The organism is Intrasporangium mesophilum (assembly GCF_054783095.1).
The window spans coordinates 249,145-275,610 of the sequence record NZ_BAAGRF010000004.1; the positions used below are offsets into that span (position 1 = coordinate 249,145).

The window sequence follows — 26,466 nt, forward strand, 5'->3', positions numbered from 1 at the left end:
GATCCGGCAGGATGGCCCGGTGTCCACGACCGCACCCTCCGGCCTGCTCGTGGCGGGGACGTCGTCCGACGCCGGCAAGTCGGTCGTCGTCGCCGGCCTCTGCCGGGCACTCGTGCGCCGCGGGCTGAAGGTCGCGCCGTTCAAGGCGCAGAACATGTCGAACAACTCGATGGTCTGCGCCGACGGCGGCGAGATCGGCCGGGCGCAGTACCTCCAGGCCCAGGCCGCCCGCGTCGTGCCGACGACGGCGATGAACCCCGTCCTGCTCAAGCCGGGCACCGACCGGCGCGCCTTCGTCGTCGTCCGCGGGCACCCCGCGGGCACCCTCGAGGCCGGAGAGTATGCCGTCGGGCGGGCTCATCTGGCCGAGGCCGCCTTCGAGGCCTACCGCGAGCTCGAGGCCTGCTATGACCTCGTGGTGTGCGAGGGCGCCGGGTCTCCGGCCGAGATCAACCTGCGGGCCGGGGACTACGTCAACCTCGGCCTGGCCCGTGCGTTCGGGCTGCCGGTCGTCGTCATCGGCGACATCGACCGAGGCGGCATCCTCGCCTCCCTCTACGGCACCTGGGCGCTGCTCGACGAGGCCGACCGGTCGCTGCTCAAGGCCTTCGTGATCAACAAGTTCCGAGGCGACGTCAGCGTGCTGGAGCCGGGGCTCGACGAGATCACCCGGCGGACGGGCGTGCCCTTCCTCGGAGTGGTCCCGTGGCTGCTCGACGTCTGGCTCGACAGCGAGGACACCCTCGAGGTCGGGCACTGGCGGGCCTCTACTGCGCTGTCCGCGACCGCCCGCGACCGGCTCAAGGTGGCCGTCGTGCGGCTGCCCCGGATCTCCAACGCCACCGACGTCGACGCTCTGGCGGTCGAGCCGGGCGTCGACCTGCTCGTGACCGTCGACCCAGCCGTGGTCGAGGCCGCCGACGTGGTCGTGCTGCCCGGATCCCGTTCCACCGCAAGCGACCTCGAATGGCTGCGCGAGCGCGGCCTGGCCGCGGTCATCAGCCGGCGCGCTGAGGCGGGCCGTCCGGTGCTCGGCATCTGCGGCGGCTACCAGATGCTCGCCCACCGGATCGCGGACGACATCGAGGGGCGCGTCGGCGAGGTGCCGGGTCTCGGGCTGCTGCCGACGACCGTCGAGTTCGGCGAGTCCAAGGTCCTGGCCCGGCCGAGCGGGGCGTGGCGCGGCGAGCAGGTCGACGGTGCCTACGAGATCCACCACGGCATCGCCCGGCGTGTGGACGGCCACCACACCGAGCCCTTCCTCGATGGCTGGCGGTGCGGTCAGGTGTGGGGCACGATGTGGCACGGCGCCTTCGAGAGCGACGGGTTCCGCCGCGCCTGGCTGGCTGAGGTGGCGGCCGCCGCCGGTTCGCAGTGGCGGGCCGACCCCACCGCGCAGGGCTTCGCGGCCCGACGCGAGCACATGCTCGACACCCTGGCGGACGCCCTCGAGGAGCACGTCGACATCGACGCCCTGGTGTCCCTGACCCGTGCCGGGCGCGCTTCGTGATCAAGCGAGTTCGCGTGATCGGGATCGGGATGGGCGACCCCGAGCACCTCACCGGCGAGGCCATCCGGGCGCTGCGCACCGTGGACGTCTTCCTCGTCGCCGACAAGGGCGGCCGGGCGTCCGACCTCGTCGCCGCACGGCAGGCCATCTGCGACGCCTTCATCCCGCCCGACCGCCCCTACCGCGTCGTCGAGGTGCCCGACCCGCGGAGGGGGCCGGACGCGGAGCGTGACGTGACGGCATACGGGCATGGAGTGCGCGACTGGCACTCAGCGCGCGTCACGGCATACGCGGAGGTCATCGACGGGCTGGCCGACGGTGAGGAGACCGTGGGCTTCCTCGTCTGGGGTGACCCGGCCTTCTACGACTCGACGATCCGCGTCGTCGACGCGCTGCGCGAGCGGTATGCCGTCGAGCACGACGTCATCGCCGGCGTCAGCGCCCCCCAGCTGCTCGCGGCGCGCCACCGGATCCCGCTCAACCGGATCGGCGCCTCGATCCACATCACGACGGGCCGGCGCCTGGTGGAGGAGTACGACCCGGCGCTCGGCGACGTCGTCGTCATGCTCGACGGGGGGCTCGCGTGCGCCGGGCTGGTGGACACGCACCCGGACCTCGAGCTCTTCTGGGGCGCCTACCTCGGGTCGGCCGACGAGGTGCTCGTCTCAGGCCGGCTCGCCGACGTCATCGACGAGGTCCGGCGGGTGCGCCGTGAGTCGCGTGAGCGCCACGGCTGGGTCATGGACACCTACCTGCTCCGGCGCCCTGACCGGACTCGCTGAGCGACTGCGCCCAGCCCGCCTCCCCGGGCACCCCAGGATGCCCTAGCATCGCGGCGTGCAGGGAGCGCCGTCGCCGACCGAGCCGAACGCCGCCACCGGCCGGCTCGTCGACCGCCCGGTGCCCGACCCACGCGGCCCGGCACGCTGGGCGTTGTTCTTCGGTGGCCTGTCACTCGTCCCGATGGGGGTGCGCGCCGGCAACGCCGCGGCCCTCGACGCCGAGCGGGCAGCTGCGGCTGACAGCGGGTCCGTCCTCGCCTTGCCCGCCAACGACATCGAGCAGTGGTGGGCGAACGCGTGCGTGGCGACCTTCGTGGTCGCGGGCGTGTTCGCCTGCATCTGGCTCGTGCGGCTGCAGTACGCGCTCGTGCGACGCGGCGCTCTGACTCGCGTCGTCCCCGACCTGGGCTTCTGGGTCATGTGGGTCCTGCCGATCGTCACCTGGATCCTGCCCGTCGTGCGCATCAACCGGCTCGACCGCGCTCTGAGGCCCCGGACATCCTGGCGGGACCAGCCGTTCGCCCTGTGGGCCTGGGCGGCAGTCTGGGTGCTGATGGCCGACACGCGGCTGTGGAGCCCGCGGGGGCTGGGCGAGATGGGGGCGCCCCTCCTTCGAGCCGTCCTCGATGTCGATGTGGCCTGGTGGCGCCTCGGGGTCGCGGTTGCGGCCTACGTCCTTTGGTATGCCGTGGTCGTGCGGATCACCGACGCGGCCGACCGCGCCCAGCTCGCCTCGCCGGGCCGTGTGCAGGTCTCGGGGTCCTGACCCCGAGACCTGCACACGGCCCTCCGCTTGGCCTGGCTGGTGTCACGGCCTGGATAGAAGGACGCGGACATCGGCTCCGTGGCCGGCGCGTGCGAGCTTGGCATCACACGTATAGAGCGGCACAGCCAGCGCTTCGGACAACGCCAGGTAGCAGGCGTCATAGCTCGTGAACTGGTGACGCAGTGTCCAGATCCGGTCAGCCAACGGCTGGGTGGCGTATCGGGTGATAGTGAAGGCAAAGAGGTCCTGGCGTGCCACCTCAGCGGAGGCCGGCGCAAGCTTTCCACCGAGCCGGAGCCCGCGGAGGACCGAGATCACCTCGACATCGAGCAGGTGGGGCGCGTGGACATCGCCTTGGAGGGCGTCGAGCAGGTCGTCGTCGGCCTCGTGCCCGATCAGCGCCTCGACCATGGCGGAGGCATCGATCACGATCACCGGCGACCGGCCTGCACGGCCTCGACGATCTGCTCAGAGGTCGGGCCGGCCGACCGGTCGCGGGCCCTGAGCCGGGCGACGATCTCAGCGTTCGTCGGCCGTGCCGCGATCTTGGCCAACTCAGCCCCGACGTAGGCCGACAGCGACATCCCGTCCGCGGCCGCACGCTCCTTGAGCGTCTCGGCGACCTCGTCGGAGACGTCCCGGATGTAGAGGGTCTTCATGCCTCATGCTAGCACTCTGCTAGCAATCCGCCCGTGTCTTCGAGGGGGCGTGTGCAGGTATCGGGGTCCTGACCCCGATACCTGCACACAGCACTCCTCCCGCTGGCCTGGCTCCCGCCGGCAGGGGTCAGAGGCTGCGGTAGAAGTCGATGACGTCGCCGACCAGGACCTTGGTGTCGTCGTGGGCTGCGTAGTGGCCGCCGCCCTCCCGGACGTTCCACATGCGGATGTCGGCGTGGTCCCGCTCGGCGAACCGTCGGATCGACTGGAAGTCGTTGGTGTAGGACGAGAGCCCGACCGGCAGCGTCGTGGGGCCCTCGGGCCGGTGCTGCGCCAGCTGGTTCTCCCGGTAGAGCCTGATCGCCGACCCAGCGGTGCCCGTGAGCCAGTACGTCGCGACGTTCGCCACGACGAAGTCGTCGTCCTGGTCGAGCATCAGCTGGCTGTTCCAGGCGAGCAGTGCGACCGGCGAGTCGGCCAGGGCGTGCGCGATCGTCTGCGGAGACTGGCTGTGGAGCAGGTTGAAGGCGCCCATGTTCTCCCAGAACCACTGGAGCTTGGCCATGGCGGCCTGCTCGTCCGGCGTGAGGTCGACCAGCTCGGCGGGGTCGCCGGTCGGGAACGAGAAGAGCTGGGTCACGTGGACGCCGATGCAGTGCTCCGGGTCCAGCCGACCGACCTCGGGGGAGATCATCGAGCCGGCGTCGTTGCCGACCGCGCCGTAGCGCTCGTAGCCGAGCCGGCGCATGAGCTCGACCCAGGCCTTGGCGATCCGGATGTTGTCCCAGCCGGTCTCGGTCGTGGGGCCGGAGAAGCCATAGCCCGGCATGGACGGGATGACCACGTGGAAACCCGCTGCCGTGAGGGGCTCGATGACGTCGAGATACTCGACGACGGAGCCGGGCCACCCATGCGTGAGGATCAGCGGCGTGGCGTCGTCCTGCTCGGAGCGGACGTGGATGAAGTAGATCGTCTGGCCGTCGATCGTCGTGGTGAACTGCGGGTACGCGTTGAGGCGTGCCTCGAGCGCCCGCCAGTCGAACGCGGTGCGCCAGTGCTCGGCGAGCTCACGGACGCGCGAGACCGGGACGCCGTAGTCATCCTCGGCGCCGGGGATCTCGTCGGTCCAGCGAGCGCGCGCCAGCCGGTCAGCGACGTCGTCGAGGTCGGCCTGCGGGACCTCGACGCGGAAGGGGCGGATCTCGGTGCTCATGATGCTCTCCATCTCAAACGGAATGAACTGTTCCGTTCCACAATAACGGAACGCTTCATTCCGCACAACCCCTAGGATGGGAACCATGGCGACGGCATCAACCGGCCTCTCCGGCCTCTCCGGCCGCAAGGCGCAGGCGGCACGCAACGACACGGCCATCCTCGACGCGGCTCGCACGGTCTTCCTGCGCGACCCCTCCGCTCCGATCGCCGCCGTGGCTGCTGAGGCGGGCGTCGGCATCAGCGCGCTCTACCGGCGCTACGCCAACAAGGAGGCCCTCGTCGCCAGCCTGTGCGCGGAAGGGCTGGACCGGTATGCCGCTGCAGCCGAGCGGGCCCTCGCCGCCGAGGGAGATCCGTGGCAGGCCTTCGCCGGCTTCGTCACCGAGGTCGTCGACGAGGACGTCCACGCCCTCACGGTGCGCCTTGCCGGGACGTTCCGGCCGACGCCCGAGCTCGGCGCCAAGGCGGCCAGCGCCACCGCCCTCGGGGCGGAGGTCTTCCGGCGCGCCGACGAGGCGGGCGCCCTGCGAGCCGGGTTCGTGTTCAACGACGTGGGGATGGTGCTGGAGCAGGCGACCGCCGTGCGGGTGTCCGACCCCGAGCGGACCGTCGTGCTGCGCCGTCGCTACCTGGCCCTGACGCTGGCCGCGATCCGCGCTGGTGGGTCACGGCCTGAGTCTGCCGATCCAGCTGCCGATCCAGCTGCCGATCCACGGGAGCTGCCCGGGCCCCCGCCCACCGACGCCGAGCTGGGCGAGCGCTGGATCCCACGCGTGTGAGCGACGGAGCCTCGGGGGTGGTCAGCTCTCGAGCTCGCCCTCGACATCGAGGTACGCCTGCTGGAGATCGGCGAGCAGCTGGGCGTCCGGCTCGGCCCAGAGGCCGCGGTCGACCGCCTCGTGAAGCCGCTCGACCATGCTCTGGAGCGCCCACGGGTTGGCGTGCTGGAGGAAGTCGCGGTTCTCCTTGTCGAGCACGTAGGTCTGTGCGATCTGCTCGTACATCCAGTCGGTGACGACCCCGGCCGTGGCGTCGAAGCCGAAGAGGTAGTCGACGGTGGCCGCCAGCTCGAAGGCACCCTTGTACCCGTGCCGGCGCATCGCCGCGACCCATCGCGGATTCACGACGCGGGACCGGAAGACGCGAGCGGTCTCTTCCGTGAGACTGCGGGTGCGCACGGCATCGGGCATCGTCGAGTCCCCGACGTACGCCCGGGGCTCGCGTCCGGTCAGCGCCCGGACGGTGGCGACCATGCCGCCGTGGTACTGGAAGTAGTCGTCGCTGTCGGCGATGTCGTGCTCTCGGGTGTCGACGTTCTTGGCGGCGACGTCGATGCGCCGGTACGCGCGCTCCATGTCCCCGCGAGCGGGTATGCCGTCCAGTCCCCGCCCGTAGGCGAAGCCGCCCCACGTCGCGTAGACCTCTGCGAGATCCTGGTCGGAGCGCCAGGTGCCTGCCTCGACGAGCGGGAGGATGCCGGCGCCGTACGATCCGGGCTTGGAGCCGAAGATCCTCGTCGTGGCCCGTCGTCCGTCCCCGTGGTCGGCCAGGTCGGACTGGACGTTGGCACGGACGAAGTTGTCCTCGGCGCTCTCGTCGAGGCCGGCGACAAGGGCCACGGCGTCGTCGAGCATGGCGATGACATGCGGGAAGGCGTCTCGGAAGAAGCCGGAGATGCGCACGGTCACGTCGACGCGCGGGCGCCCGAGCTCGGCCAGCGGGACGGGATCGAGCCCGACGACCCGGCGGGACATCTCGTCCCAGCGCGGACGGACGCCGATGAGGGCGAGCACCTCGGCGATGTCGTCGCCGGACGTCCGCATGGCCGAGGTGCCCCACACGGACAGGCCGACCGACCGAGGCCACTCGCCCGTGTCGGCACGGTGGCGCTCCAAGAGAGACTCGGCCATGGACTGCCCTGTCTCCCAAGCAAGCCGGGACGGGATGGCCTTCGGGTCGACCGAGTAGAAGTTGCGTCCGGTCGGGAGCACGTTGACGAGCCCGCGCAACGGCGAGCCGGACGGTCCGGCCGGGACGTACCCACCGTCGAGGGCGTGCAGCACCGCGTCGATCTCGCCGCTCGTGGCCCTCAGACGTGGGACGACCTCCTCGCACGCGAAGGTCAGCGAGCGGCATACGTCGTCGTCGGGGTCACCCAGCATGTCCCGCACGACTGACGGCACCGCGGCAGCGTCCCACCCCGTGGCCGCAAGAGCGGCGACGAGCGAGCTCGCCTGCGCCTCGATCCGATCCACGGTGGCGCGTTCGGCCTCCCCCTCACTGAGGCCGAGCGCGGACCGCAGCCCGGGCACGGCGCCGGCGGTGCCGGCGAAGACCTGGCTGGCTCGCAGGACCGTGAGCACGAGGTTGTCCAGGGTCTCCCCGGCGGGCGCCTCTCCGAGGACGTGCAGGCCGTCGCGGATCTGGACGTCCTTGACCTCGCACAGCCAGCCGTCTACGTGCATGACGAACTCGTCGAAGGCATCGTCGTCCGGCCGATCGGTGAGCCCCAGGTCGTGGTGGAGCGCCGCCGCGTGCACGAGTGCCCAGATCTCGGCGCGAAGGGCAGGCGCCTTCGCGGGGTCCATCACCGAGACGTTGCCGTACTCGTCGAGCAGCTGTTCGAGCCGCGCGATGTCGCCGTACGACTCGGCGCGGGCCATGGGTGGCACCAGGTGGTCGACGATCGTCGCGTGGGCACGCCGCTTGGCCTGGCTCCCCTCCCCCGGGTCGTTGACGAGGAACGGGTAGACGAGCGGCACCGAGCCGGCCGTCGCATCGGGACCGCACGACGGGGAGAGGGCGAGGGTCTTTCCCGGCAGCCACTCGAGGTTGCCGTGCTTGCCCATGTGGACGATCGCGTGTGCCCCGAAATCCGTTGCCAGCCAGTCGTATACGGCGAGGTAGTGATGCGAGGGAGGGAGGTCCGGGTCGTGGTAGATGGCGATCGGGTTCTCGCCGAAACCGCGAGGCGGCTGGATGAGGATCACGACGTTGCCGGCGCGCAGGCTCGCCGCGACGATCTCGCCGTCCAGGTCACCGTGACGGTCGACGAAGACATCACCGGGGGCCTCGCCCCAGTGGTGGACGACCGCCTCGCGCAGCCCCTTTGGGAGAGCCTCGAAGTGCTCGCGGTAGCGGTCGGCGCGGATGCGCACGGGCTGGCCGGAGAGCTGCTCCTGGGTGAGCCAGTCCTCGTCCTGGCCCCCCGCCTCGATGAGCGCGTGGATGAGCGCGTTGCCGGCGGTCGTGTCGGGCGACTCTCCGTCGACGGGGTCGAGCGGACCGGTGCCCGGGATCTCGCCGGGTGCGCCGAGGTCGTATCCCGCGTCACGCATGGCGCGCAGCAGCCGGATCACCGAGACAGGCGTGTCGAGCCCGACGGCGTTGCCGATCCGCGAGTGCTTCGAGGGGTAGGCCGACAGGACGATCGCGACACGTCGCTCGGTGGGCGGGGTGCGGCGCAGGCGGGCGTGGTTGACCGCGAGCGTCGCGAGACGACCGCACCGCTCCAGGTCGGGCACATAGTGCGGGAGGCCGTCGGCGTCGGTCTCCTTGAAGGAGAAGGCCGTTCCGATGATTCTGCCGTCGAACTCGGGCACCGCCACCTGCGTCGCGACGTCGAGCGGGCTCATGCCCTCGTCGCTCGACTCCCACCGCTCCCTGCTCCACGTGAGGCACAGGCCCTGGATGATCGGCACGTCGAGCGCAGCGAGCGCCTGGACGTCCCAGGCGTCGTCGTCGCCCCCGGCGCCCGCCTCCGCGGGCCGGGTGCCGCCTGCCGCCAGGACGGTCGTCACCAGGGCGTCGTATGCCGTCAGGTGAGCGAGTAGGTCGGGCGGCGCGTCGCGCAGCGACGTGACGTGGATCGGGGTCCCGATCCCTCCCGCGGCATCGACCGCGTCGGCGAGAGCCTCGACGTAGGCGGTGTTCCCTGCGGTGTGCTGGGCGCGGTAGAACAGGATCCCGACCTCGGGAGCACTCGGGTCCGCCGGGGCCGGGCGGGCGAGCCGGCCCCAGAGCGGTTGCGGCTCGGGCGGTTCGAAGACGTCTCCGGTGAGCAGGACGGTGTCGGCGAGGAAGGCATGCAGGCCGCGGACGTTGGCGGGTCCGCCTTCGGCGAGGTAGCGGTGGGCTTCAGCGGCCACGCCGTGCGGCACGGTGGAGTGGGCCATCAGCGCGGCGTCCGGGGCCTGCTCCCCGCCGAGCACGACGAGCGGGAGGCCACTCTCGCGCGCCTGGGCGAAGGCGGGTGGCAGGGCCTGCGCCGAGCCGAGGAACCGGAACACCACGAGGTCGCTCGCGGCAAGCAGGTCTGCGAGCGCCGAGCCGTCGACTCGGGTGGGGTTGGCCCACGAGTAGGGGGCACCGCTGGCCCGAGCTCCGAGCAGGTCGGTGTCGGACGTGCTGAGCAGCAGAATGCGTGCCACGGGGTCTCCTCGGCGGGGTGTCCACGCCCCGCGGCCGGTCGGATACGAGACGTCGCCGGCAGTTCCTGACTCACCCTTCCCCGTGCTGCGGGTCGGGTTCACAGTGGCGGGACCGTCCCGGACTCGCACCGGGTTCCTGGTCGACAACGCTGGCCGCAGCCTAGCGGGTGGCGCTGCCTGCCGCGCCGGAGGCTGGGATGCGGCTCGTCACATGGCGAACGGGTCAGCGCCCGAGGCGAGCGCCGGGAGCATGACCGAGGCGAGCCGGGCATAGAGATGCCGCTGCAGCCTCGGGCCGAAGCTGACGCGGGCAACGCCGAACGCCGCCAGCTCGGCGAGGGTCAGCCGGCCCGAGCCGAAGCCGATGTTCACCGGACCAGGGATCCCCTCGACGAGGGCTCGGATCGCTTTCGGGTCGTCGGTGGCGATCGGGTAGACACAGTCGGCCCCGGCCTCGAGGTAGCGGCGTCCCCGGTCGATCGAGGCCCGGACCTGCTCGTCGAGAGTGCCCTGGCCGCGGATGAAGGAGTCGGTGCGGGCGTTGACCACGAGGTCGGCACCCTGTGCCTCGGCCGCGGCGCGGACCGCCGCCAGGAATCCGGCCTGCACATCGGCGTCGACCAGCTCGCCCGTCGCCGGGTCCGAGTCCTCGAGGTTGACGCCGACCACACCGGTCCCGGTGAGGCGCTCGACGAGCTCGTCCGGCGGGAGCCGGTACCCGCGCTCGAAGTCGACGGTCACGGGCACGTCCACCGCGCGGGCGAGGCGAGCGCTTGCGGCGAGCACCTCCTCGACCGGTGTCGCCTCACCGTCGGCCCACCCGAGGACTGCCGAGGTCGCGACGCTGCTCGTGGCCACCGCTCGGAAGCCGGCCTCCTGCACCAGGCGCGCCGACGCGGCATCCCACGCGTTGGGCAGCACGAGCGGCGTGCCCGGGACGTGGAGGGCTCGGAGGGTTGCGGCCTTCTCGCTCGAGGCCGTAGGAGACGTTGGGTCACTCATGCAGTCAACGGTAGGTCGGCCCACTGACACCCCGCCTGGCCCAGCGGTGGGGCGGGGTTGTCTACGATCCCCGCGTGAGTGCCGCAGCCCGCGAGAGGCAGACCCCTGATGCGTGCCCTGCCGTGTCGCGACCCTTCGCGGCCGCTGACGGGTCGATCGTCCGCCTTCGTCCCGCGGCTCAGCCGGTGCCGGTCACAGTGCTGGCCCAGCTCCTGGATATCGTTGCCACACAACAAGATCCGTCAATCCAGCTCACCTCGCGTGGAGCCCTCCAGCTGCGCGGCCTGCCGTCCCCCCTCGACCCGACGCTGCGGGAGCGACTCCGCGCCACCGGGCTCGTCCCGTCGCCGACCCATGAGCTGGTCCGCAATGTCGTCGCGTCTCCGCTGTCGGGGCTCGACGACCTCGGGCACTGTGACCTTCGTCCCGTCGCCCGCGCGCTGGACGCCGCGCTGTGCGCCGACGCGCGGCTCGCGACGCTGCCGGGGCGGTTCCTGTTCGTGCTCGACGACGGCAGGGGCGACGTCATCGGCGAGCCCTTCGACCTCGGCGTGCTGGCCACCGGACCGGGGCGATGCATCGTCCTGGCCGGCGGCCGGTCGCACGGCTGGAACTCGTCTTTGGACAGCGCCGTGCCGCGCATCGTCGCCCTCGCCCACGACTTCCTCGACCGCGTGCCGGGACAGGGCGTGTGGCATGTGTCCGAGCTGGCCGGGCCGATCGGCCCGCCGCCGACGGCCGGTCCGGTGATCCTGCCCGACCCCGGCCCGAGACCGACCGGAGCGGTCGGGGACCACATCGTCGTCGGGGTCCCGCTCGGGCTGCTGACCCGCCGCCACGTCGACGCGCTGTATGCCGTCACCGAGCGAGTCGTGGTCACCCCCTGGCGTTCGCTCGTGGTCGAGAGTGCCGCGACGTCGGCAGCCGCGCTCGAAGACGCAGGACTCGTCACCGGGCCGGGTTCGCCATGGCAGCGCCTGCACGCCTGCACCGGCCTGCCCGGCTGCGCACGGTCCTCTCTGGACACCCGCTCGTTCGCCGCCGCGCTCGCCCCGGTGCTGCCGGCCGGGCAGGTGCCGGTCCACGTGAGCGGGTGCGAGCGGCGATGCGGGACGCCGCGCACGGCATACGTCGACCTGCTGTCGCCGACGAGCATCGGGGCAGCCCTCACCCTGCTGGACCAGGAGGCTCCATGACCGCGCCGACGCGGCCCCGCAAGCGGTACGACTACGAGGACGACGGCCAGGAGATCTACCGCCGGTCGTTCGCGACGATCCGAGCGGAGGCGCGCCTGGACCACCTGCCCGAAGATGCCAGGGTCGTCGCGGTGCGGATGGTGCACGCCAGCGGCGACGTCGACCTCACGGACCACATCGCCGTACACCCCGGCCTGGTCTCCGCGGCTCGGACCGCGCTCGAGGCGGGCGCACCCATCTTCACCGACGCGCATATGATCGCCTCGGGCATCACCCGCGCTCGCCTGCCGCGCGACAACGACGTCGTCTGCATGCTGCGCGACGAGAAGGTCCCGGAACTGGCAAAGCTCTGGGGCACAACGAGATCCGCCGCTGCCGTATCCCTGTGGGGTGACCGGCTCGACGGTGCCGTCGTCGCGATCGGCAACGCGCCGACCGCCCTCTTCCACCTGCTCGAGCTGGTCGCCGACGGCGGCCCGCGACCCGCCGCGGTCATTGGGATCCCCGTCGGGTTCATCGGGTCGGCCGAGTCGAAGGTCGCGCTGGCCGAGAACCCCTTCGACATTCCCTGGCTCGTCGTCCACGGCCGCCGCGGCGGGTCCGCGCTGGCGGCGTCCGCGGTGAACGCGCTCGCGCGCGAGGAGGAGTTGTGAACGGGATGCCTTCTGCCGCAGTCCATCCCGGCTGGCTTCGCGGGGTAGGTGTAGGGCCCGGCGACCCGGAGCTGGTGACTGTCAAGGCGGCCCGCCTCATCGGCGAGGCCGACGTCGTGGCCTTCCACAGCGGCCCGCGCGGTGACTCCATCGCGAGGCGGATCGCCTCCTCGTACTTCCGGGAAGGTGTCGTCGAGGAGCTGCTCGCCTACCCGGTCACCACAGGTGAGAGCAACCACCCCCTCGGCTACCACGGGCTCATGTCGGACTTCTACGACGAGTCCGCCGATCGCCTTGCGGCCCACCTGAACTCAGGTCGCAACGTGGTCGTCCTCGCCGAAGGCGACCCACTCTTCTACGGCACGTTCATGTACCTCCACGACCGGCTCGCGGACCGCTACGACACCGCGGTCGTGCCCGGCGTGACGTCGGTCAGCGGGTCGGCCGCGGCCGTTGCGACGGGACTCTGCCGGCACGAGGACGTCCTGACGATCCTGCCCGGGACCCTGCCCGTCCCTGAGCTCGCGCGCCGGCTCGCGGACACCCAGGCGGCCGTCGTCATGAAGCTCGGCCGCACGTTCGAGGGAGTGCGCGAGGCGCTGCGTCAGGCAGGACGGCTGGACGACGCGCGCTACGTCGAGCGGGCGAGCTCGGATGCCGAACGCGTCCTGCCTGTCGCGGAGGTCGACGCCGCGACGGTGCCGTACATGTCCATGGTTGTCGTGCCGGGTCGCGACCTGCGGGCCGACTCGGCGGGTCGTGCGGCCGGGTCCGCCGGGGTGTCCGACCCGCCCGGCGCCGCCACACGGCATACGGTCGTCGACCAGCGGCCCGCCTCCGGGGAGGTCGTCGTGGTGGGTCTGGGCCCAGGCCCCGACCGGTGGCTCACGCCCGAAGTCTCTGCCGCCCTTGCCGACGTCGACCACGTGGTCGGCTACGCGCCCTACGTCAACCGGGTGCCCCAGCGGACCGGACTCACGCGGCACGCGTCGGGCAACACGGTGGAGGTGGACCGCGCCCGGTTCGCGCTCGAGCTCGCCCGCAGGGGCGAGCGCGTCGCGGTCGTCTCCGGCGGCGACGCCGGGGTCTTCGGGATGGCCTCCGCGGTGTTCGAGGCCGCAGAGACGCGCGGCTGCTCGGACGTGCAGGTTCGCGTCCTGCCGGGCCTCACGGCGGCGCAGGCCGTTGCCGCCCGCGCCGGTGCGCCACTGGGCGCCGACTACGCGGTCATGTCGCTCTCCGACCGGCTCAAGCCCTGGGACGTCATCGAGCGACGGCTCCGGGCCGCGGCGGCCTCGGACCTGGTCATCGCGCTCTACAACCCGGCCTCACGCAGCCGCACACACCAGGTCGCGCGGGCCCGCGAGGCGCTCCTCGAGGTCCGCCGTGCAGACACCGTCGTCGTGGTCGGCCGCGACGTCGGACGCCCGGAGGAGTCCGTCACGGTGACCACCCTGGGGGATCTGGACCCGGGGAGCATCGACATGAAATGCCTGGTCATCGTCGGAGCGACCAGCACCCGGGTCACCCGGTTGGGTCAGGTCTGGACGCCCCGCTTCGTGACGCAGGCCGGTTCAGACGCTCCCGGCCGCCAGCGCCGTCACCTGCCGGGCGACGAGGTCGAACGGCTCTAGGCTGCGCTCTGCGCGGGCGAGTGCCACCGCCCCTTCTGCCGACGAGATGGCAAGTGCGGCAAGGGCCGTGGCGCGCTCGGTGGTCAGTCCACCTTCTGCAAGCAGGGACTCCAGGTGCCGCCGCCACGCGGTGAAGACCACGCCTGCATGAGTGACCGTCTCGTCGTCATCGCCTCCGACGGCGACCGCGAGCACGGCACATCCGGCACGCAGGTCGGTGCCGGTGAGGAGGCTGCGCCACATGGCGAAGAACCGGCTGACGACTGCCCCCGCCGGCTGACCCCTCACCTCCTCGAGCACGTCGCGTGCGCGGTCGCTCGCGAGGTCGAGGGCCGCGACGTACAGCTCTCGCTTCCCGCCGGGGAAGTGGTGGTAGGTCGAGCCGCGCGGCGCGCCAGTGGCCTCCAGGACGTCACCGAAGGACGCGCCCGCCGGGCCATGCTCGGCGAGCAGTCGCACGGCCCCGGAGACCATCCGCGCCCTGACCTCGCCCTTCGCCATGTCCACACCTCCCGGACGAACTATGTACATCACCATAGTTCCTTGTCTACTATGCAGATCACCTTAGTTCTCTGAAGGAGCGCATCATGCCGATGATCGACGTCTACGCCAAGCCAGGTCGCTTCGGCGACCCGACCGCCCTGGCCAGCAAGCTCGCCGCGACCCTGATGGAGGTCGAGGGGGTGCCGCCGATCGCGCTGTTCAAGGAGAACACCGCTGCGTTCGTGCACGAGGTGACCTTGGCGAACGTCAACGGCGACGACGACTACGTCCGGGTCCAGGTGCTCACCAATGCGGGCGCGCTCGACCGCGACAAGCAGCTCGCCGCGGTGCGTCGCCTGACCGACGTCGTGGTGGAGGCGGCCGGCGACCCCACGCTCGCGGACCGCACCTGGGTGCTGCTGACCGAGACCTACGACGGAGCCTGGGGCATCGCAGGACACGCGAACACCAACGATGAGCTCGTGGCGCTCGCCCGCGCCCAGCTCGCGGGCTGACCGTCAGCCGACGTGGGCGTAGGTGAGCGAGAGCCCGCTGGGCGCGAAGGCTCGGCTCTCGAGGCGAGGCGGTAGGGGCGAGACGCCCGGGCCGCCCGCACGCACCCAGGCCACCACGTCGTCCACGGCCTCGTCGTCGAGCACGCCACCGACCCACACGGGCCGGGCGCCGCGCCGCCTGCCCTCCGGCGACGGCGTCACCACGACGACGTTCGACTCGTCGCAGGCGAGCAGGCACGCACTGTGCAGGACCCGCGCGGTGCCCCGGGTGCCGACCTCGAGCTCCGCCAGGAGGCGGTCGTGGTCGACACCCGGGTGCTTGCGCGCGGTGCCACAACAGCAGTCGCGGCAGACCCGGATGATGCAGCCCGCCGGAGCCGGCTCGCCCTGCCCGTATGCCGTCACGCCGGCGCGGGTGCGACCGCGCGCCGGGTGACCGTGGCCCGCTCCATGAGGAGCCCGAAGCTCACGCCGAGGACGAGCCACATGACCGCGAGCTGGGCCAGCGAAGCGAGCCGGAACTCCCAGATCAGCGCCGCGGGGACGTCGCTCGGGATCGTGTCAGGCGAGCCCGGCACGAGGGCGAACACCAGCGCGAGTGCGGCGACGCCGGCTGCGATGTCGGCCGCCCAGCGGAGTGACGGCGCGACCTCACGCGCTGCCAGCCACAGGTCGAGCGCCGCCACGAGCAGGACGACGGCGACCCCGAGCAGGAGGACGACGGCATAGAGCATCGTGCGGCGGCCGACGGTGGCCGGGTCGCCGACGGCCGGTGGGTTTGCGGGCATCTTCAGCGCGGGCAGCAGGCTCACGGCGCCGAAGCCCACCCCAGCGAGGACCACCGACTTCGCGAAGTCCGTTGTGCCGCCGAGGCGCTCACGGACCTTGACGAAGACGATCGCGAAGATCACCCCGAAGGCGATGCCGACGATGACGGAGGTCAGCGCGCCCCCGACGACCTGGGCGGAACGTGACACCAGCGGCTCGCCACCGGTGTGGACCGGCAGCGCGAGCGGCGCCGACCGGCCCCCTCCGAGGTGTCTGGTCTCTCGGGCGTCCTCGATCGCGAGCGCCTTGCGGATGACCGGCTCGACGACGAGCCAGATGACGAGTGCCGCGGCCAGACCGGCTGCAGCACCTGCGGCGACCCCGCGCCGCAGGATCGCTCCGAAGCCGACCACGACGTCAGTGGCAGGGCACGCCGAGGGCGTGACGGGCGTCGTGGGTCAGCTCGTGGAGCATCTGCGCAGCAGGTGCGCTGAGCAGCGCCCCGTTCTCCTGCGAGAGGAAGTAGAGCGTGAACACCGCGAACGCGAGCAGCGCCCACGCCCACAGGGGGACGCGGACGCGCGAGGTGGCGACGGTGGCGACAGCGGACGACGAAACGTTGGCCATGGCGGACTGACCCTTTCTTTCCATGCCTCGTGGACAGATCACGCCGCAGCCGGTCTCCTGGCTTCCAGATCGCCGCGCCTCCCCAGCCTTCCCAGCGACCCGGCTACGAACCTGCGGTCACCAGTGGCGATGGTGGGGACTTGCTCCCTGGTCACAGTGGCGAGGACCACGTCGGACTCACACCGACTTCCCGTGCACTGCGGCAGCCGCATCCTGACACAGGTCAGGGCCGCCCGGCCACCCGCGTGCCGTAGAGATGAGACTCGACGAAGTCGTCCGACTCCCTCGCGCCGAGCGCCCGGCCGACGAGAATCACCGCCGCCTGACGGAGCCGCGCGCCCTCGACCTGGTCGGCGATGTCCGCCAGCGTGCCGCGCAGGACGAGCTGGCCAGGCTGCTCGGCGTTCGCGACGACGACCACCGGGCAGTCGGCGCCGTAGTCGCCGACGAGCTCGCCCGCGAGCCGCCGGGTCTGCCGGATGGCGAGGTGGAGCACGAGCGTGGCTCTCGTGCGGGCGAACTCGGCGAGCGCCTCGGTGGCGGGCATCTGGGTCGAGTCACGGTGCGCCCTGGTGAGAACCACCGACTGGGCGACCTCCGGGACGGTCAGCTCCCGGCCTATGAGGGCTGCCGCGGCCGCATAGGCGGGCACGCCCGGGGTCACGTCCCATGGCACACCAGCCCGGTCCAGCCGACGGGTCTGCTCCGCGATCGCGGAGTAGATCGAGGGGTCTCCGGAGCAGAGTCGAGCCACGTCGTGCCCCGTCTCGTGGGCCCGGATGCAGTGCTCGACGATCGCGTCGAGGTGGAGGTGCTGCGTGTCGACGAGCATCGCGTCTGGGCGGCAGTGAGCGAGCACCTCGGGTCCGATGTAGGTCCCCGCATAGAGACATACCTCGGACCGCTCCAGGAGACCGACGGCCCGCAGGGTGAGCAGGTCGGCCGCGCCGGGGCCTGCTCCGATGAAGTGAATCGTCACGCGCGCTCCTGTCGAATCGCTTGTGGCACAGTCTTTTCCGCGGACCACTGGATCACCGCTCGGGCGGGTCGCCACCCGTTGAGCGAGCCCAGAGGCTCCAGGTCCTCGATCGCGACCCGGGACATTCGACCGCCGAGCCTCGCGCGCGCGTCGTGCAGCACCCGCTCCGTCTCGACCGTCACCGCGTGCACCACGAGGCGTCCGCCGGGGACCAGGGCTGCCCAGCAGCGGTCGATCAGGTCCGCAGTCGCGCCCCCGCCGACGAAGACGGCGTCCGGCGCGGGCAGTCCGCTCGCCAGGTCCACCGACGCTCCCTCGTGGACGACGAGCCCGGGCACGCCGAGTCGCCTCGCATTGCGCCGGATCCGCTCCGCGCGCTCGGGATCGCGCTCCACCGAGTGCACGACGATGCGCGGGTGCTGGCGGGCGAACTCGATGCCGACCGAGCCGGAGCCCGCGCCGAGGTCCCACATGAGGTCCCCGGCCTGCGGCGCGAGGTGTGCGAGGGCTGCGGCGCGTACGAGCCGTCTCGTCAGCTGCCCGTCGTTCTCGTATGCCGTGTCGTCGAGACCCGGCGCCAGGGACCGCGGTGACGAAGCGGGGTCGGGGCGGCACTCGATGCACACGACATGCAGCCGAGGGACGGGACGGCCGTCCCACGATGCGGCCACGCACTCGGTGCGCGACTCCTCCGCAGCGCCGAGGTCGCCGAGGACCGTGAGGCGGCTGGCGGCATACCCCTCCTCGACGAGGAGCCGCGCGATGCGGGAGGGACCGTCCTCGCCCGAGGTGAGCACGATGACCCTCGCACGCGGCGACAGGTCTCGACGGAGGCGGTCCACGTCGCGGCCCACGAGGGTCACGGCGTCGGACTCCTCTGCCGCCCAGCCCATTCGGGCGCGCGCCAGCGAGACGGAGGAGACGTTTGGATGGATGCGGACAACATCGGAACCCCACGCGTCGAGCAGGGTCGCCCCCACACCGGACACCAGCGGGTCGCCGCTCGCGAGCACGACCGCGCGCCGCCCGAGCAGTCGGGGCAGCAGCGCGTCGAGCCCCGCACGAAGCGGGGACGGCCACCGGATGCGCTCGACGCGAGGCGTCCCGTCGAGCATCGCCAGATGCCGCTCGCCGCCCACGACGACCTCGGCCCCGTCCACGAGCCGACGCTCGTCGGGGCCGAGAGAACCCAGACCGGACGCGCCGACCCCGACCACCTCGATCACGTCCGCGACCCTAGCGGGGTGTCCGGGTCGAGGGGTCTGGCAGACTGCGCAGTGGCGACGGGGAGAGGAATCCGGTGAGAGTCCGGAGCGGTCCCGCCACTGTGATGCACGACCGACAGCAGCCCGTCGGCCCGTGCCAGCCAGGGCATCTCCCGCCGCTGGTCGCGTCCGCCGGGCGGGACCGGTCAACCACGCGGGCGAGGCACCCGCAGGAGGCACTCGACGATGTACGACGGCTCGACCGACCCCATGTCCTTCCCGTTCACCGCCGTCGTCGGGTCGGACGACCTGGCGCTCGCGCTCGTGCTCACTGCGGTGTCACCTGAGGTCGGCGGGGTGCTCGTCCGCGGCGAGAAGGGCACCGCGAAGTCGACGATGGTGCGCGGCCTCGCCGCGGTGCTGCCCCCTCAGACCGTTGTGGCCGGATGCCGGTTCGGGTGCGCGCCCGCCGCGGTGCCCGAGGGCGAGGCGTATGCCGTCGGCGGCCTCCCGGGGCGCGCTGACCACTGCCCCGACGGGCCGCACGACCCGCTCGGCGAGGTCAGTGCCCGGCCCGCCCGGCTCGTGGAGCTGCCCATCGGGGCGACGGAGGACCGGGTGGTCGGGTCACTCGACCTCGAGCGGGCGCTGACGCACGGCGAGACGGCCTACCAGCCCGGCCTGCTCGCCGCCGCCAACCGCGGCATCCTCTACGTCGACGAGGTCAACCTGCTGCACGACCACCTCGTCGACCTGCTCCTCGACGCGGCCGCGATGGGCCGCAACACCGTAGAGCGCGACGGCGTCTCGGTGTCCCACGCTGCCAGGATCGTGCTCGTCGGCACCATGAACCCCGAGGAGGGTGAGCTCCGTCCGCAGCTGCTCGACCGCTTCGGGCTGACCGTCGAGGTCGTGGCCCCGCGAGACCCGGACCTGCGGGCGGAGGTCGTGCGCCGGCGCCTGGCCTTCGACGCCGACCCGGCCGGGTTCGCGTTGCGGTTCGCCCCTGCTCAGTCCGAGCTGCGCGAGCGGATCGTCGGGGCGCGCATCAGCCTGGCCGAGGTCGTCCTCCCGGACTCGGAGCTGACCCGGATCGCCCGGGTGTGCTCGGCCTTCGAGGTCGACGGGCTCCGTGCGGACATCGTCACGGCGCGTGCTGCGGTCGCCCATGCCGCGTGGTCCGGCCGCCTGGCCGTGACCCGTGAGGATGTCCGCGCGGCCGCCCGGCTCGCCCTGCCCCATCGCCGGCGCCGCAACCCGTTCGACTCCCCCGGCCTCGACGAGGACCTCCTGGACGCAGTGCTGGGCGACGACGAGCCGGAACCCGATCCCGACGCCCAGCCCGACCCCGGTCGAGACGACGGACCGGACAGCGCAACGGGCCCGGCCCTCGGCACGCCCCCCGACACGCCGAGCGGCACGCCTCTCGATCGCCCCGCTCGTGACGGGGCTGACTCGCCGACCGGCGCACCCACCGACGAGGCCCGTGCCCGCGCTCATCCGGATCCGGAGGGAGGGCCAGCGCGCGACCTCAAGAGCTCCGACCGCGCGGCCCCTGCGACCGGGGTCAGCAGACCCAAAGAGCCTTATGGCGCAAGGCTGCTCACCATCAAGGGCCTGGGCGCGGGTGATCCCGGACGACGGTCGTCCGCCGTGACGCGGGTCGGCCGCCGCATCGGCGCCGCGGCGAGCACCGATGGCGCCGTGCACCTCCCCGCCACGATCCGCGCAGCCGCTCCCCACCAACCGGTGCGAGCGGACCGGCTGGTGATCCGGCCGCAGCACCTGAGGCGATCCGTGCTGCAGGGCCGGGAGTCGAACCTCGTGCTGCTCTGCGTCGACGCGTCCGGCTCGATGGCCGCACGCCGACGCATGGAGGCCGTCAAAGGGGCGGCGCTCTCGCTGCTGCTCGATGCCTACCAGCGCCGAGACAAGGTCGGCCTGGTGACCTTCCGTGGAGACTCCGCCGACCTCGTCCTGCCGCCGACCAGCTCGGTCGACGTCGCCGCCAGGCGGCTGGAGACTCTGGCCCACGGCGGACGTACGCCGCTCGCGGAAGGGTTGCTCACGGCATACGACACGCTACGCGTCGAGCGGCTGCGCGACCCGAGGCGGCGCGCGCTGCTCGTCGTGGTCACTGACGGCCGCGCGACCGCGGGTCCTGACGCGCTGCCACGGGCCCTTCGGGTGGCCGTCCAGCTGCGCCACGAGGGCGTCGACTCAGTGGTCGTCGACTGCGAGTCGGGACGGTTCCGTCTCGCCCTGGCGACCCGGCTCGCACAAGAGCTCGGGGCCGAGTACGTTCCGGTTGGCGAGCTGGCTGCGTCGGCGATCGTCGACGTCGCGAGGGCCCGCCGAGACACGGCCACAGCCACGAGGAAAGCCACGAGGAAGGTCGCCTGATGCGCGGGCAGCCCACCGCCGTCCCAGAGGACGGACTGACCACTCGACAGCGCCGAAACCGGCCCCTCGTGATCGTCCACACGGGCGAGGGCAAGGGCAAGTCGACCGCGGCCTTCGGTCTCGCGCTGCGTGGGTGGAACCAGGGCTGGTCGGTCGGGGTGTTCCAGTTCGTCAAGAGCGCGAAGTGGCGAATCGGCGAGCAGAGCGCGGTCGAAGCCCTCGCCGACCTGCACAGCGACACCGGCCGCGGCGGCCCGATGGAGTGGCACAAGATGGGATCCGGCTGGTCCTGGTCGCGCAAGGACGGCACCGAGGACGACCACGCCGACGCCGCCCGCGAGGGCTGGGCCGAGATCAAGCGGCGCCTCCACGCGGAGACCCACACGCTCTACGTGCTGGACGAGTTCACGTACCCGATGGCATGGGGGTGGGTGGACGTCGACGACGTGGTGCAGACTCTCACCGACCGGCCGGGTCACCAGCATGTCGTCATCACCGGGCGGCGATGCCCCGACGGTGTGCTCGAGGCCGCCGACCTCGTGACCGAGATGACCAAGGTGAAGCATCCCTTCGACGCCGGCCAGAAGGGCCAGCGAGGGATCGAATGGTGAACCAACCGATGAGCACCAAGCTTCCGAGAGTCGTCATCTCCGCACCCGCGTCGGGCCACGGAAAGACCACTGTCGCAACCGGACTCATGGCCGCCCTGCGCGACCGCGGGCTCGGCGTGTCCGGCTTCAAGGTCGGGCCCGACTTCATCGACCCCGGCTACCACTCGCTCGCCACCGGGCGTCCGGGACGCAACCTCGACCCCTTCCTCACCTCCGAGAGCCTCGTCGGGCCGCTCCTGCTGCACGGCGCGAGCGCTCATGGGCACACTGACGTCGCCGTCATCGAGGGCGTCATGGGCCTGTTCGACGGGAGGATCGGCGGAGACGGCTTCGCCTCGACGGCCCATGTCGCAGGGCTGACCCGCAGCCCTGTCGTCGTGGTCCTCGACGTCAGCCAGATGGCCCGCACGGCAGCGGCCATCGTGCACGGGCTGGCGACATTCGACCCGACCACCCGGGTCAGCGGAGTCATCCTCAACAAGGCGGCCTCGGGCCGGCACATGCGCGAGGTGTGGTCGGCGCTCGAAGCGACGGGCGTGCCGGTGCTCGGAGTGCTCCCGCGCGACGCGGAGATCGAGGCGCCGTCGCGGCACCTCGGGCTGGTCCCCGCGGCGGAGCGCGACGAGTCCGCCCAGGCTCTCGAGGTGCTCGCCGCACGGGTGGCAACGCACATCGACCTCGATGGCGTACTGGCGATCGCGCGGTCCGCACCGGACCTCGCTGGTGAGCCGTGGGACCCGTCGGCCGCGCTCGGCCGCGCAGCCCGGCCCGACAGCGTACGACCCGTCGTCGCGGTCGCCGGCGGGCGCGCGTTCACCTTCCGCTACGCGGAGACCGAAGAGCTGATGTATGCCGCCGGGCTGGCTCCCACGGTCTTCGACCCCCTGCGTGACCGCCTCCTCCCAGAGGGCACTGCGGGCATCTATCTCGGCGGCGGCTTCCCCGAGGTCCACGCAGAGGAACTGGCCGCGAACCACTCTCTGCGCCAGTCGATCTGGCGCGCCATCGAGGCGGGAGTGCCGACCGTCGCCGAGTGCGCCGGGATGCTCTACCTCTGCGACTCTGTCGACGGGTCGGCGATGGTCGGCGCCATCCCCGCGGCCGCAGCGATGGGCTCGCGCCTCACCCTCGGCTACCGCACCGCCGTCGCTCCCGGAAACTCGATCCTGGCCGCGGCCGGGACCCGCGTGACCGGCCACGAGTTCCACCGCACCGCGGTGACGTTCGACGACGGAGGGCACTCGGCGTCCGCATGGCTGCTCGACGGCCACGCGGACGGGTTCGCCCTCGACCCCGCCTTCACCGGCTGGCCGACCCTGCACGCCTCGTACCTGCACACCCACTGGGCGGGGCATCCCCAGCTCGCAGCACGGTTCGCAGCGGCTGTGCACGAGCACGAGGTTCTCTCGCGGTCGCCGGAGGTCGCAGCGCTCGCCGCTGCCGGTGCGGACGGGCCCGACTGATGAACGTCGACCTGCTCCACCACGGCGACCGCGACATCGCGCCCGGGCTCGTCGACCTCGCCGTCAACGTCCGGCTCACCGCGCCTCCTCCGTGGCTCGCCGAGGTGGTCTGCAGGTCGGTCGCCGACCTGGCGCGTTACCCGGATCCTGCTGCGGCGACGGAGGCCATCGCCCGCCGCCACGGCGTCCCGACGGAGCAGGTCCTGCCGACAGCCGGCGCTGCGGAGGCGTTCACCCTGATCGCCCGGGGGGTGCCCGGCGACCGCTCGACCGTGGTCCACCCGCAGTTCACCGAACCAGAGGCCTCCTTGCGGGCCGCCGGTCGGGCGGTTCACCGGCACATCCTCACACCGGGCTCCGGCTTCACACTGGTCGCCGGAGCCTTCGGGCCCGGCGGGGCCGACGAGGACGCAGACCTCGTCGTCGTCGGCAACCCGACGAACCCCACTGGGGTCCTGCACCCCGCCGACACCATCGAGTCGCTGCGGCGGCCGGGCCGGGTCGTCGTCGTCGACGAGGCGTTCATGGACTCCGTTCCGGGCGAGCCTGAGTCGGTCATCGGCAGAGACCTGTCGGGGATGCTGGTGGTCAGATCGCTGACCAAGACGTGGGGCCTCGCCGGGCTGCGGGCGGGCTACGTCGTGGGGGACGCCTCCCTCGTGGCACGGCTGCGCGCAGCTCAGCCCCCCTGGTCGGTGTCCACGCCCGCGCTGGCGGCGACGGTCGCGTGCCTCGGCGAGGCTGCGCTGGCCGAGGCAGCGGCCGCGGCCCGCGAGCTTGCGGGTGACCGGGAGGTCCTCGTCGCCGAGCTCGAGGCCATCGGGCTCCGACCCGTCGCTTCGTCTCGGGCGCCTTTCGTCCTGGTCGACACCTCCGCCTTGGGGCCTGGCTCGGTGCGTAAGGCGCTGGGACGCCGCGGGTTCGCGGTCCGGCGCGGGGAGACCTTTCCGGGCCTCGGGCCCGCGTGGATCCGCCTCGCCGTGCGGGACCGTGCCACGTCACGTGCCGTCGCCGGCGCGTTGGCGGACCTGGGGAGGTCACAGCATGTCGCTTGACCTGACCTTCTCCGGGCGGTCGGTCCTGCTGGCCGGTGCCGACACCCGCACGGTCGCGACGATCGACGCCCTGGTGCGGGACGGCGCTGCCGTCACCGTCTCGCTCCCCCACGGAGCCGACGCGAGCGACCTGCCCACCTCCGTGCGCGACCTCGCCGAACGGGGCATCGTCGCGGTCGCCACCGACGTGGACGAGTCCGCGTTCGACGTCGTCATCCGCGCCCGCGCCCAGGGATCCGAATCTCCCACGCACCATGCGGCATTCGGGCCGAAGGCGACGCCTCCCGGCGACCTGCCCGTCGAGGCTGTCGCGACGGGGACGGTCACCCTCGTCGGTGGCGGGCTCGGCGACCCGGGTCTGCTCACGGTCGCAGGTCGCGACGCGATACGCGCGGCCGACGTCATCGTCCACGACCGGCTCGCCCCGGTGAGCGCGCTCCACGAGGCACGGCACGACGCCTCCATCATCGACGTCGGCAAGATCCCACGCGGTGACTTCACTCCGCAGGAGCGCATCAACGCGGTGTTGGTCGAGCAGGCCCATGCGGGCCGTAACGTGGTGCGGCTCAAAGGTGGCGACAACTTCGTGTTCGGCCGCGGAGGTGAAGAGGCCGAGGCGTGTGCTGCCGAGGGCATCCCTGTGGTCGTCATCCCCGGGGTGTCGTCCAGCATCGCGGGGCCGGCCCTGGCCGGCATCCCCGTCACGCACCGGGCGCTGTCCCAGGGCTTCACCGTGGTCAGCGGCCATGTGCCGCCGGGAGACCCTCGCGGCACGGTCGACTGGGGCGCCGTCGCCCGAAGCAACACGACGATCGTGGTCCTGATGGGCGTCGCGACGCTCCCGACGCTTGCGGACACCCTTGTCCGAGAGGGACTTTCGCCTGACACCCCGGCGGCGGTCATCTCGGATGCGGGTCTGCCGAGCATGCGCAGCGTGCGCGCCAGGCTTGCGGACGTCGCCGAGACGGCGCAGCGCGAGGGTCTGGGAGCTCCCGCAGTCGTGGTCGTCGGCGCCGTGGCCGCGCTCGACCTGCTCGCATGAGTCGGGCCCTCGGGCTGGCTCTCGGGTGGGCTGCCGACCAGGTGGTCGGTGACCCGCGTCGCTGGCACCCCGTGGCCGGGTTCGGCTCCGCCGCAACGACGCTCGAGGGACGGACGTATGCCGCTCGCCGCGCCCCGGGCGTCGCGCACGTCGCGCTGCTGGTCGGTGCGGCCTCCGGACTCGGGGTGCTCGCCGAGCGGGCGACCCGGCGCCACGGCGCTGCCCACACTCTGCTGACCGCGGCGGCGACCTGGGCGGTGCTGGGTGGTCGTTCGCTGACCCGCGAGGCCGAGGCGGTCGACGCACAGCTGGCTGCGGGCGACCTCGCGGCCGCGCGCGTGCAGGTGCGCAACCTGGTGGGCCGAGACACCCGCTCCCTGGACTCCGACGGAGTGGCCCGCGCGTGCATCGAGTCGGTCGCAGAGAACACCTCCGACGCGGTCGTCGCACCTCTGCTGTGGGGCGGTCTCCTGGGGATCCCAGGGCTTCTCGGCTATCGGGCCGTCAACACGCTGGATGCGATGGTCGGCCACCGTTCGCCGCGCTACGCCGAGTTCGGCTGGGCCGCCGCACGACTCGACGACGCCGCGAACTGGGTGCCAGCCCGGGTCACAGCGGGGTTGGCCCTCGCTGCAGGGTGGACTCGAGGACCGAGCCGGGCACGCGAGGGCTGGGACGCAGTTCGTCGCGACGCGCCTGCGCATCCCAGCCCTAACGGCGGTGTCGTCGAGTCCGCATTCGCCGGCGTGCTGGGCGTGACCCTCGGCGGCACGAACGTCTATGAGGGTAGGGCCGAAGACCGCGGGACGCTCGGCACGGGCCCTGCGGCGACGAGCGCGGACATCCGCGCGACCACCCGCCTGGCACGATTCGTGTCGACCGGGGCCCTCGTCTGCGCGGTTGGTGTGGCCGCGCTGGTCCGCCGCGGTGCACGACCTGCCTGACACCGCCACCCCGGATCCGCGATGTGGACGCCTTGTCCATTTGGTGGACAGGGTGATCGCCCGAGAGGCATGGCGGTGCGGAGTAGGGCATGCTGTGGGCTCGTGCCCGCAACCACCGGAGACTCACCTGCCGCCGCGGCCTCCGCTGCCACCACAGCGACCGCCGCAACGGCAGCCAGCGCCGTCACCACCGCCCCCGACAACCGCGCCGCGGCCGGCCCGAGGAACGTGTTCATCCTCCTCGTGCTCGCGGGAGTGCTGTTGCCGTTCCCGGCCGGACCGGTCAGCATCCTCGGCGCCGCTTTCCTGGCGCTCCGGAGCCGGATGCGGCCCTGGATCCCCGCCGTGCTCGTGGCCGGAGCCATCGCGCTGACAGCGCCCGCGCTCACGCGCTGACAGGCACCCCCCGCCCCCGCGCCGGGCTGCACCCTTTCGCACCGACGCGACACGGCCTCCCCTCGGTCGAGTGAGCGCCCCGTCACCACAACGCACCCATCTGCCCGCGTGAGTCCGGGTGATCCCGG

Annotated in this window: 26 protein-coding genes and 3 riboswitches; of the genes, 15 read left to right on the forward strand and 11 right to left on the reverse strand. The window is 72.3% G+C overall.

What is annotated here, in order from left to right:
* Positions 1-19: 19 nt before the first annotated feature.
* Genes ACYVLP_RS04515 through ACYVLP_RS04525 form a run of 3 tightly spaced genes read left to right on the forward strand, consistent with a single transcriptional unit; the run spans position 20 to position 3,058 of the window.
* The gene (locus tag ACYVLP_RS04515; RefSeq protein WP_460626142.1) at positions 20-1,510 is read left to right on the forward strand and encodes a cobyric acid synthase; all 1,491 of its coding nucleotides are present in this window, start codon (positions 20-22) and stop codon (positions 1,508-1,510) included.
* A gap of 14 nt (positions 1,511-1,524) precedes the next feature.
* Positions 1,525-2,292 (forward strand): precorrin-6A synthase (deacetylating), encoded by a 768-nt coding sequence (gene cobF, locus ACYVLP_RS04520; protein WP_460626143.1) that lies wholly within the window; start codon positions 1,525-1,527, stop codon positions 2,290-2,292.
* Positions 2,293-2,347: 55 nt separating this feature from the next.
* Entirely contained in the window at positions 2,348-3,058 is a 711-nt protein-coding gene (locus tag ACYVLP_RS04525) for a hypothetical protein (protein WP_460626144.1), read from the forward strand.
* Between the two features lie 42 nt (positions 3,059-3,100).
* On the opposite strand, the gene ACYVLP_RS04530 is transcribed toward ACYVLP_RS04525, so the two are convergent.
* The 3 genes from ACYVLP_RS04530 to ACYVLP_RS04540 all read right to left on the reverse strand — a co-directional run bounded on the left by ACYVLP_RS04530 (position 3,101) and on the right by ACYVLP_RS04540 (position 4,930).
* Positions 3,101-3,493, reverse strand: coding sequence for a type II toxin-antitoxin system VapC family toxin (locus ACYVLP_RS04530; protein ID WP_460626145.1), 393 nt, complete (start codon positions 3,491-3,493; stop codon positions 3,101-3,103).
* Positions 3,490-3,717 carry a FitA-like ribbon-helix-helix domain-containing protein gene (locus ACYVLP_RS04535; RefSeq protein ID WP_460626146.1) on the reverse strand — a complete coding sequence of 76 codons (228 nt, stop codon included), beginning with the start codon at positions 3,715-3,717 and terminating at the stop codon, positions 3,490-3,492. Before ACYVLP_RS04535 ends, ACYVLP_RS04530 begins: the two co-directional genes overlap by 4 nt.
* A gap of 127 nt (positions 3,718-3,844) precedes the next feature.
* Positions 3,845-4,930 (reverse strand): epoxide hydrolase family protein, encoded by a 1,086-nt coding sequence (locus ACYVLP_RS04540; protein ID WP_460626147.1) that lies wholly within the window; start codon positions 4,928-4,930, stop codon positions 3,845-3,847.
* Positions 4,931-5,015: 85 nt separating this feature from the next.
* On the opposite strand from ACYVLP_RS04540, the gene ACYVLP_RS04545 reads away from it, so the two are divergent.
* Complete coding sequence (locus ACYVLP_RS04545; protein ID WP_460626148.1) at positions 5,016-5,711, forward strand: TetR family transcriptional regulator; 696 nt, start codon at positions 5,016-5,018, stop codon at positions 5,709-5,711.
* A gap of 21 nt (positions 5,712-5,732) precedes the next feature.
* Here the strand turns inward: ACYVLP_RS04545 and cobN are convergent, their stop codons facing one another.
* Together cobN and ACYVLP_RS04555 are read right to left on the reverse strand one after the other, a co-directional pair.
* Positions 5,733-9,362, reverse strand: coding sequence for a cobaltochelatase subunit CobN (gene cobN / locus ACYVLP_RS04550; RefSeq protein ID WP_460626149.1), 3,630 nt, complete (start codon positions 9,360-9,362; stop codon positions 5,733-5,735).
* 59 nt (positions 9,363-9,421) lie between these two features.
* Positions 9,422-9,501: riboswitch (cobalamin riboswitch) on the reverse strand.
* A 68-nt stretch (positions 9,502-9,569) separates the two neighbouring features.
* Complete coding sequence (locus ACYVLP_RS04555) at positions 9,570-10,364, reverse strand: isocitrate lyase/PEP mutase family protein (RefSeq protein WP_460626150.1); 795 nt, start codon at positions 10,362-10,364, stop codon at positions 9,570-9,572.
* A 74-nt stretch (positions 10,365-10,438) separates the two neighbouring features.
* On the opposite strand from ACYVLP_RS04555, the gene ACYVLP_RS04560 reads away from it, so the two are divergent.
* From ACYVLP_RS04560 to ACYVLP_RS04570, 3 genes are read left to right on the forward strand one after another with little or no spacing between them, the layout of a single operon-like run.
* Positions 10,439-11,560, forward strand: coding sequence for a precorrin-3B synthase (locus ACYVLP_RS04560; RefSeq protein ID WP_460626151.1), 1,122 nt, complete (start codon positions 10,439-10,441; stop codon positions 11,558-11,560).
* Positions 11,557-12,213 (forward strand): precorrin-8X methylmutase, encoded by a 657-nt coding sequence (locus ACYVLP_RS04565; protein ID WP_460626152.1) that lies wholly within the window; start codon positions 11,557-11,559, stop codon positions 12,211-12,213. The genes ACYVLP_RS04560 and ACYVLP_RS04565 overlap by 4 nt, the downstream gene beginning before the upstream one ends.
* A gap of 5 nt (positions 12,214-12,218) precedes the next feature.
* Positions 12,219-13,847: a precorrin-2 C(20)-methyltransferase gene (locus tag ACYVLP_RS04570; RefSeq protein WP_460626378.1), complete on the forward strand. Its 1,629-nt coding sequence runs from the start codon at positions 12,219-12,221 to the stop codon at positions 13,845-13,847.
* Here ACYVLP_RS04570 and ACYVLP_RS04575 read toward each other — a convergent pair.
* Positions 13,788-14,348 carry a TetR/AcrR family transcriptional regulator gene (locus ACYVLP_RS04575; RefSeq protein ID WP_460626153.1) on the reverse strand — a complete coding sequence of 187 codons (561 nt, stop codon included), beginning with the start codon at positions 14,346-14,348 and terminating at the stop codon, positions 13,788-13,790. The two genes, ACYVLP_RS04570 and ACYVLP_RS04575, sit on opposite strands and share 60 nt — an antisense overlap.
* A gap of 86 nt (positions 14,349-14,434) precedes the next feature.
* Here ACYVLP_RS04575 and ACYVLP_RS04580 point away from each other — a divergent pair, with 86 nt between their 5' ends.
* Positions 14,435-14,845 (forward strand): tautomerase family protein, encoded by a 411-nt coding sequence (locus ACYVLP_RS04580; protein ID WP_460626154.1) that lies wholly within the window; start codon positions 14,435-14,437, stop codon positions 14,843-14,845.
* Between the two features lie 3 nt (positions 14,846-14,848).
* Here the strand turns inward: ACYVLP_RS04580 and ACYVLP_RS04585 are convergent, their stop codons facing one another.
* From ACYVLP_RS04585 to cbiE, 5 genes are all read right to left on the reverse strand, one after another.
* Positions 14,849-15,250, reverse strand: a complete 402-nt coding sequence (locus tag ACYVLP_RS04585; RefSeq protein ID WP_460626155.1) for a hypothetical protein — start codon at positions 15,248-15,250, stop codon at positions 14,849-14,851.
* Positions 15,247-16,026: a CbtA family protein gene (locus tag ACYVLP_RS04590; protein ID WP_460626156.1), complete on the reverse strand. Its 780-nt coding sequence runs from the start codon at positions 16,024-16,026 to the stop codon at positions 15,247-15,249. Before ACYVLP_RS04590 ends, ACYVLP_RS04585 begins: the two co-directional genes overlap by 4 nt.
* Before the next feature lie 4 nt (positions 16,027-16,030).
* Complete coding sequence (locus tag ACYVLP_RS04595) at positions 16,031-16,240, reverse strand: CbtB domain-containing protein (RefSeq protein ID WP_460626157.1); 210 nt, start codon at positions 16,238-16,240, stop codon at positions 16,031-16,033.
* A 30-nt stretch (positions 16,241-16,270) separates the two neighbouring features.
* Positions 16,271-16,466: riboswitch (cobalamin riboswitch) on the reverse strand.
* The gene (locus ACYVLP_RS04600) at positions 16,464-17,219 is read right to left on the reverse strand and encodes a cobalt-precorrin-4/precorrin-4 C(11)-methyltransferase (RefSeq protein WP_460626158.1); all 756 of its coding nucleotides are present in this window, start codon (positions 17,217-17,219) and stop codon (positions 16,464-16,466) included. It overlaps the preceding riboswitch by 3 nt.
* Positions 17,216-18,445, reverse strand: coding sequence for a precorrin-6y C5,15-methyltransferase (decarboxylating) subunit CbiE (cbiE, locus tag ACYVLP_RS04605; RefSeq protein ID WP_460626159.1), 1,230 nt, complete (start codon positions 18,443-18,445; stop codon positions 17,216-17,218). Before cbiE ends, ACYVLP_RS04600 begins: the two co-directional genes overlap by 4 nt.
* A 41-nt stretch (positions 18,446-18,486) precedes the next feature.
* Positions 18,487-18,616, forward strand: a riboswitch (cobalamin riboswitch).
* Between the two features lie 54 nt (positions 18,617-18,670).
* Here cbiE and ACYVLP_RS04610 point away from each other — a divergent pair.
* From ACYVLP_RS04610 to ACYVLP_RS04640, 7 genes are all read left to right on the forward strand, one after another.
* Positions 18,671-20,827 (forward strand): magnesium chelatase subunit D family protein, encoded by a 2,157-nt coding sequence (locus tag ACYVLP_RS04610; RefSeq protein ID WP_460626160.1) that lies wholly within the window; start codon positions 18,671-18,673, stop codon positions 20,825-20,827.
* Positions 20,827-21,438, forward strand: coding sequence for a cob(I)yrinic acid a,c-diamide adenosyltransferase (gene cobO, locus ACYVLP_RS04615; RefSeq protein ID WP_460626161.1), 612 nt, complete (start codon positions 20,827-20,829; stop codon positions 21,436-21,438). Before ACYVLP_RS04610 ends, cobO begins: the two co-directional genes overlap by 1 nt.
* Positions 21,439-21,446: 8 nt before the next feature.
* Complete coding sequence (locus ACYVLP_RS04620) at positions 21,447-22,901, forward strand: cobyrinate a,c-diamide synthase (RefSeq protein WP_460626162.1); 1,455 nt, start codon at positions 21,447-21,449, stop codon at positions 22,899-22,901.
* The gene (cobC, locus tag ACYVLP_RS04625; RefSeq protein WP_460626163.1) at positions 22,901-23,956 is read left to right on the forward strand and encodes an Rv2231c family pyridoxal phosphate-dependent protein CobC; all 1,056 of its coding nucleotides are present in this window, start codon (positions 22,901-22,903) and stop codon (positions 23,954-23,956) included. The genes ACYVLP_RS04620 and cobC overlap by 1 nt, the downstream gene beginning before the upstream one ends.
* Positions 23,946-24,998: a uroporphyrinogen-III C-methyltransferase gene (cobA, locus tag ACYVLP_RS04630; RefSeq protein ID WP_460626164.1), complete on the forward strand. Its 1,053-nt coding sequence runs from the start codon at positions 23,946-23,948 to the stop codon at positions 24,996-24,998. The genes cobC and cobA overlap by 11 nt, the downstream gene beginning before the upstream one ends.
* Positions 24,995-25,942 carry a cobalamin biosynthesis protein gene (locus ACYVLP_RS04635; RefSeq protein ID WP_460626165.1) on the forward strand — a complete coding sequence of 316 codons (948 nt, stop codon included), beginning with the start codon at positions 24,995-24,997 and terminating at the stop codon, positions 25,940-25,942. The genes cobA and ACYVLP_RS04635 overlap by 4 nt, the downstream gene beginning before the upstream one ends.
* A gap of 102 nt (positions 25,943-26,044) precedes the next feature.
* Positions 26,045-26,338 carry a hypothetical protein gene (locus ACYVLP_RS04640; RefSeq protein ID WP_460626166.1) on the forward strand — a complete coding sequence of 98 codons (294 nt, stop codon included), beginning with the start codon at positions 26,045-26,047 and terminating at the stop codon, positions 26,336-26,338.
* Positions 26,339-26,466 lie beyond the last annotated feature (128 nt).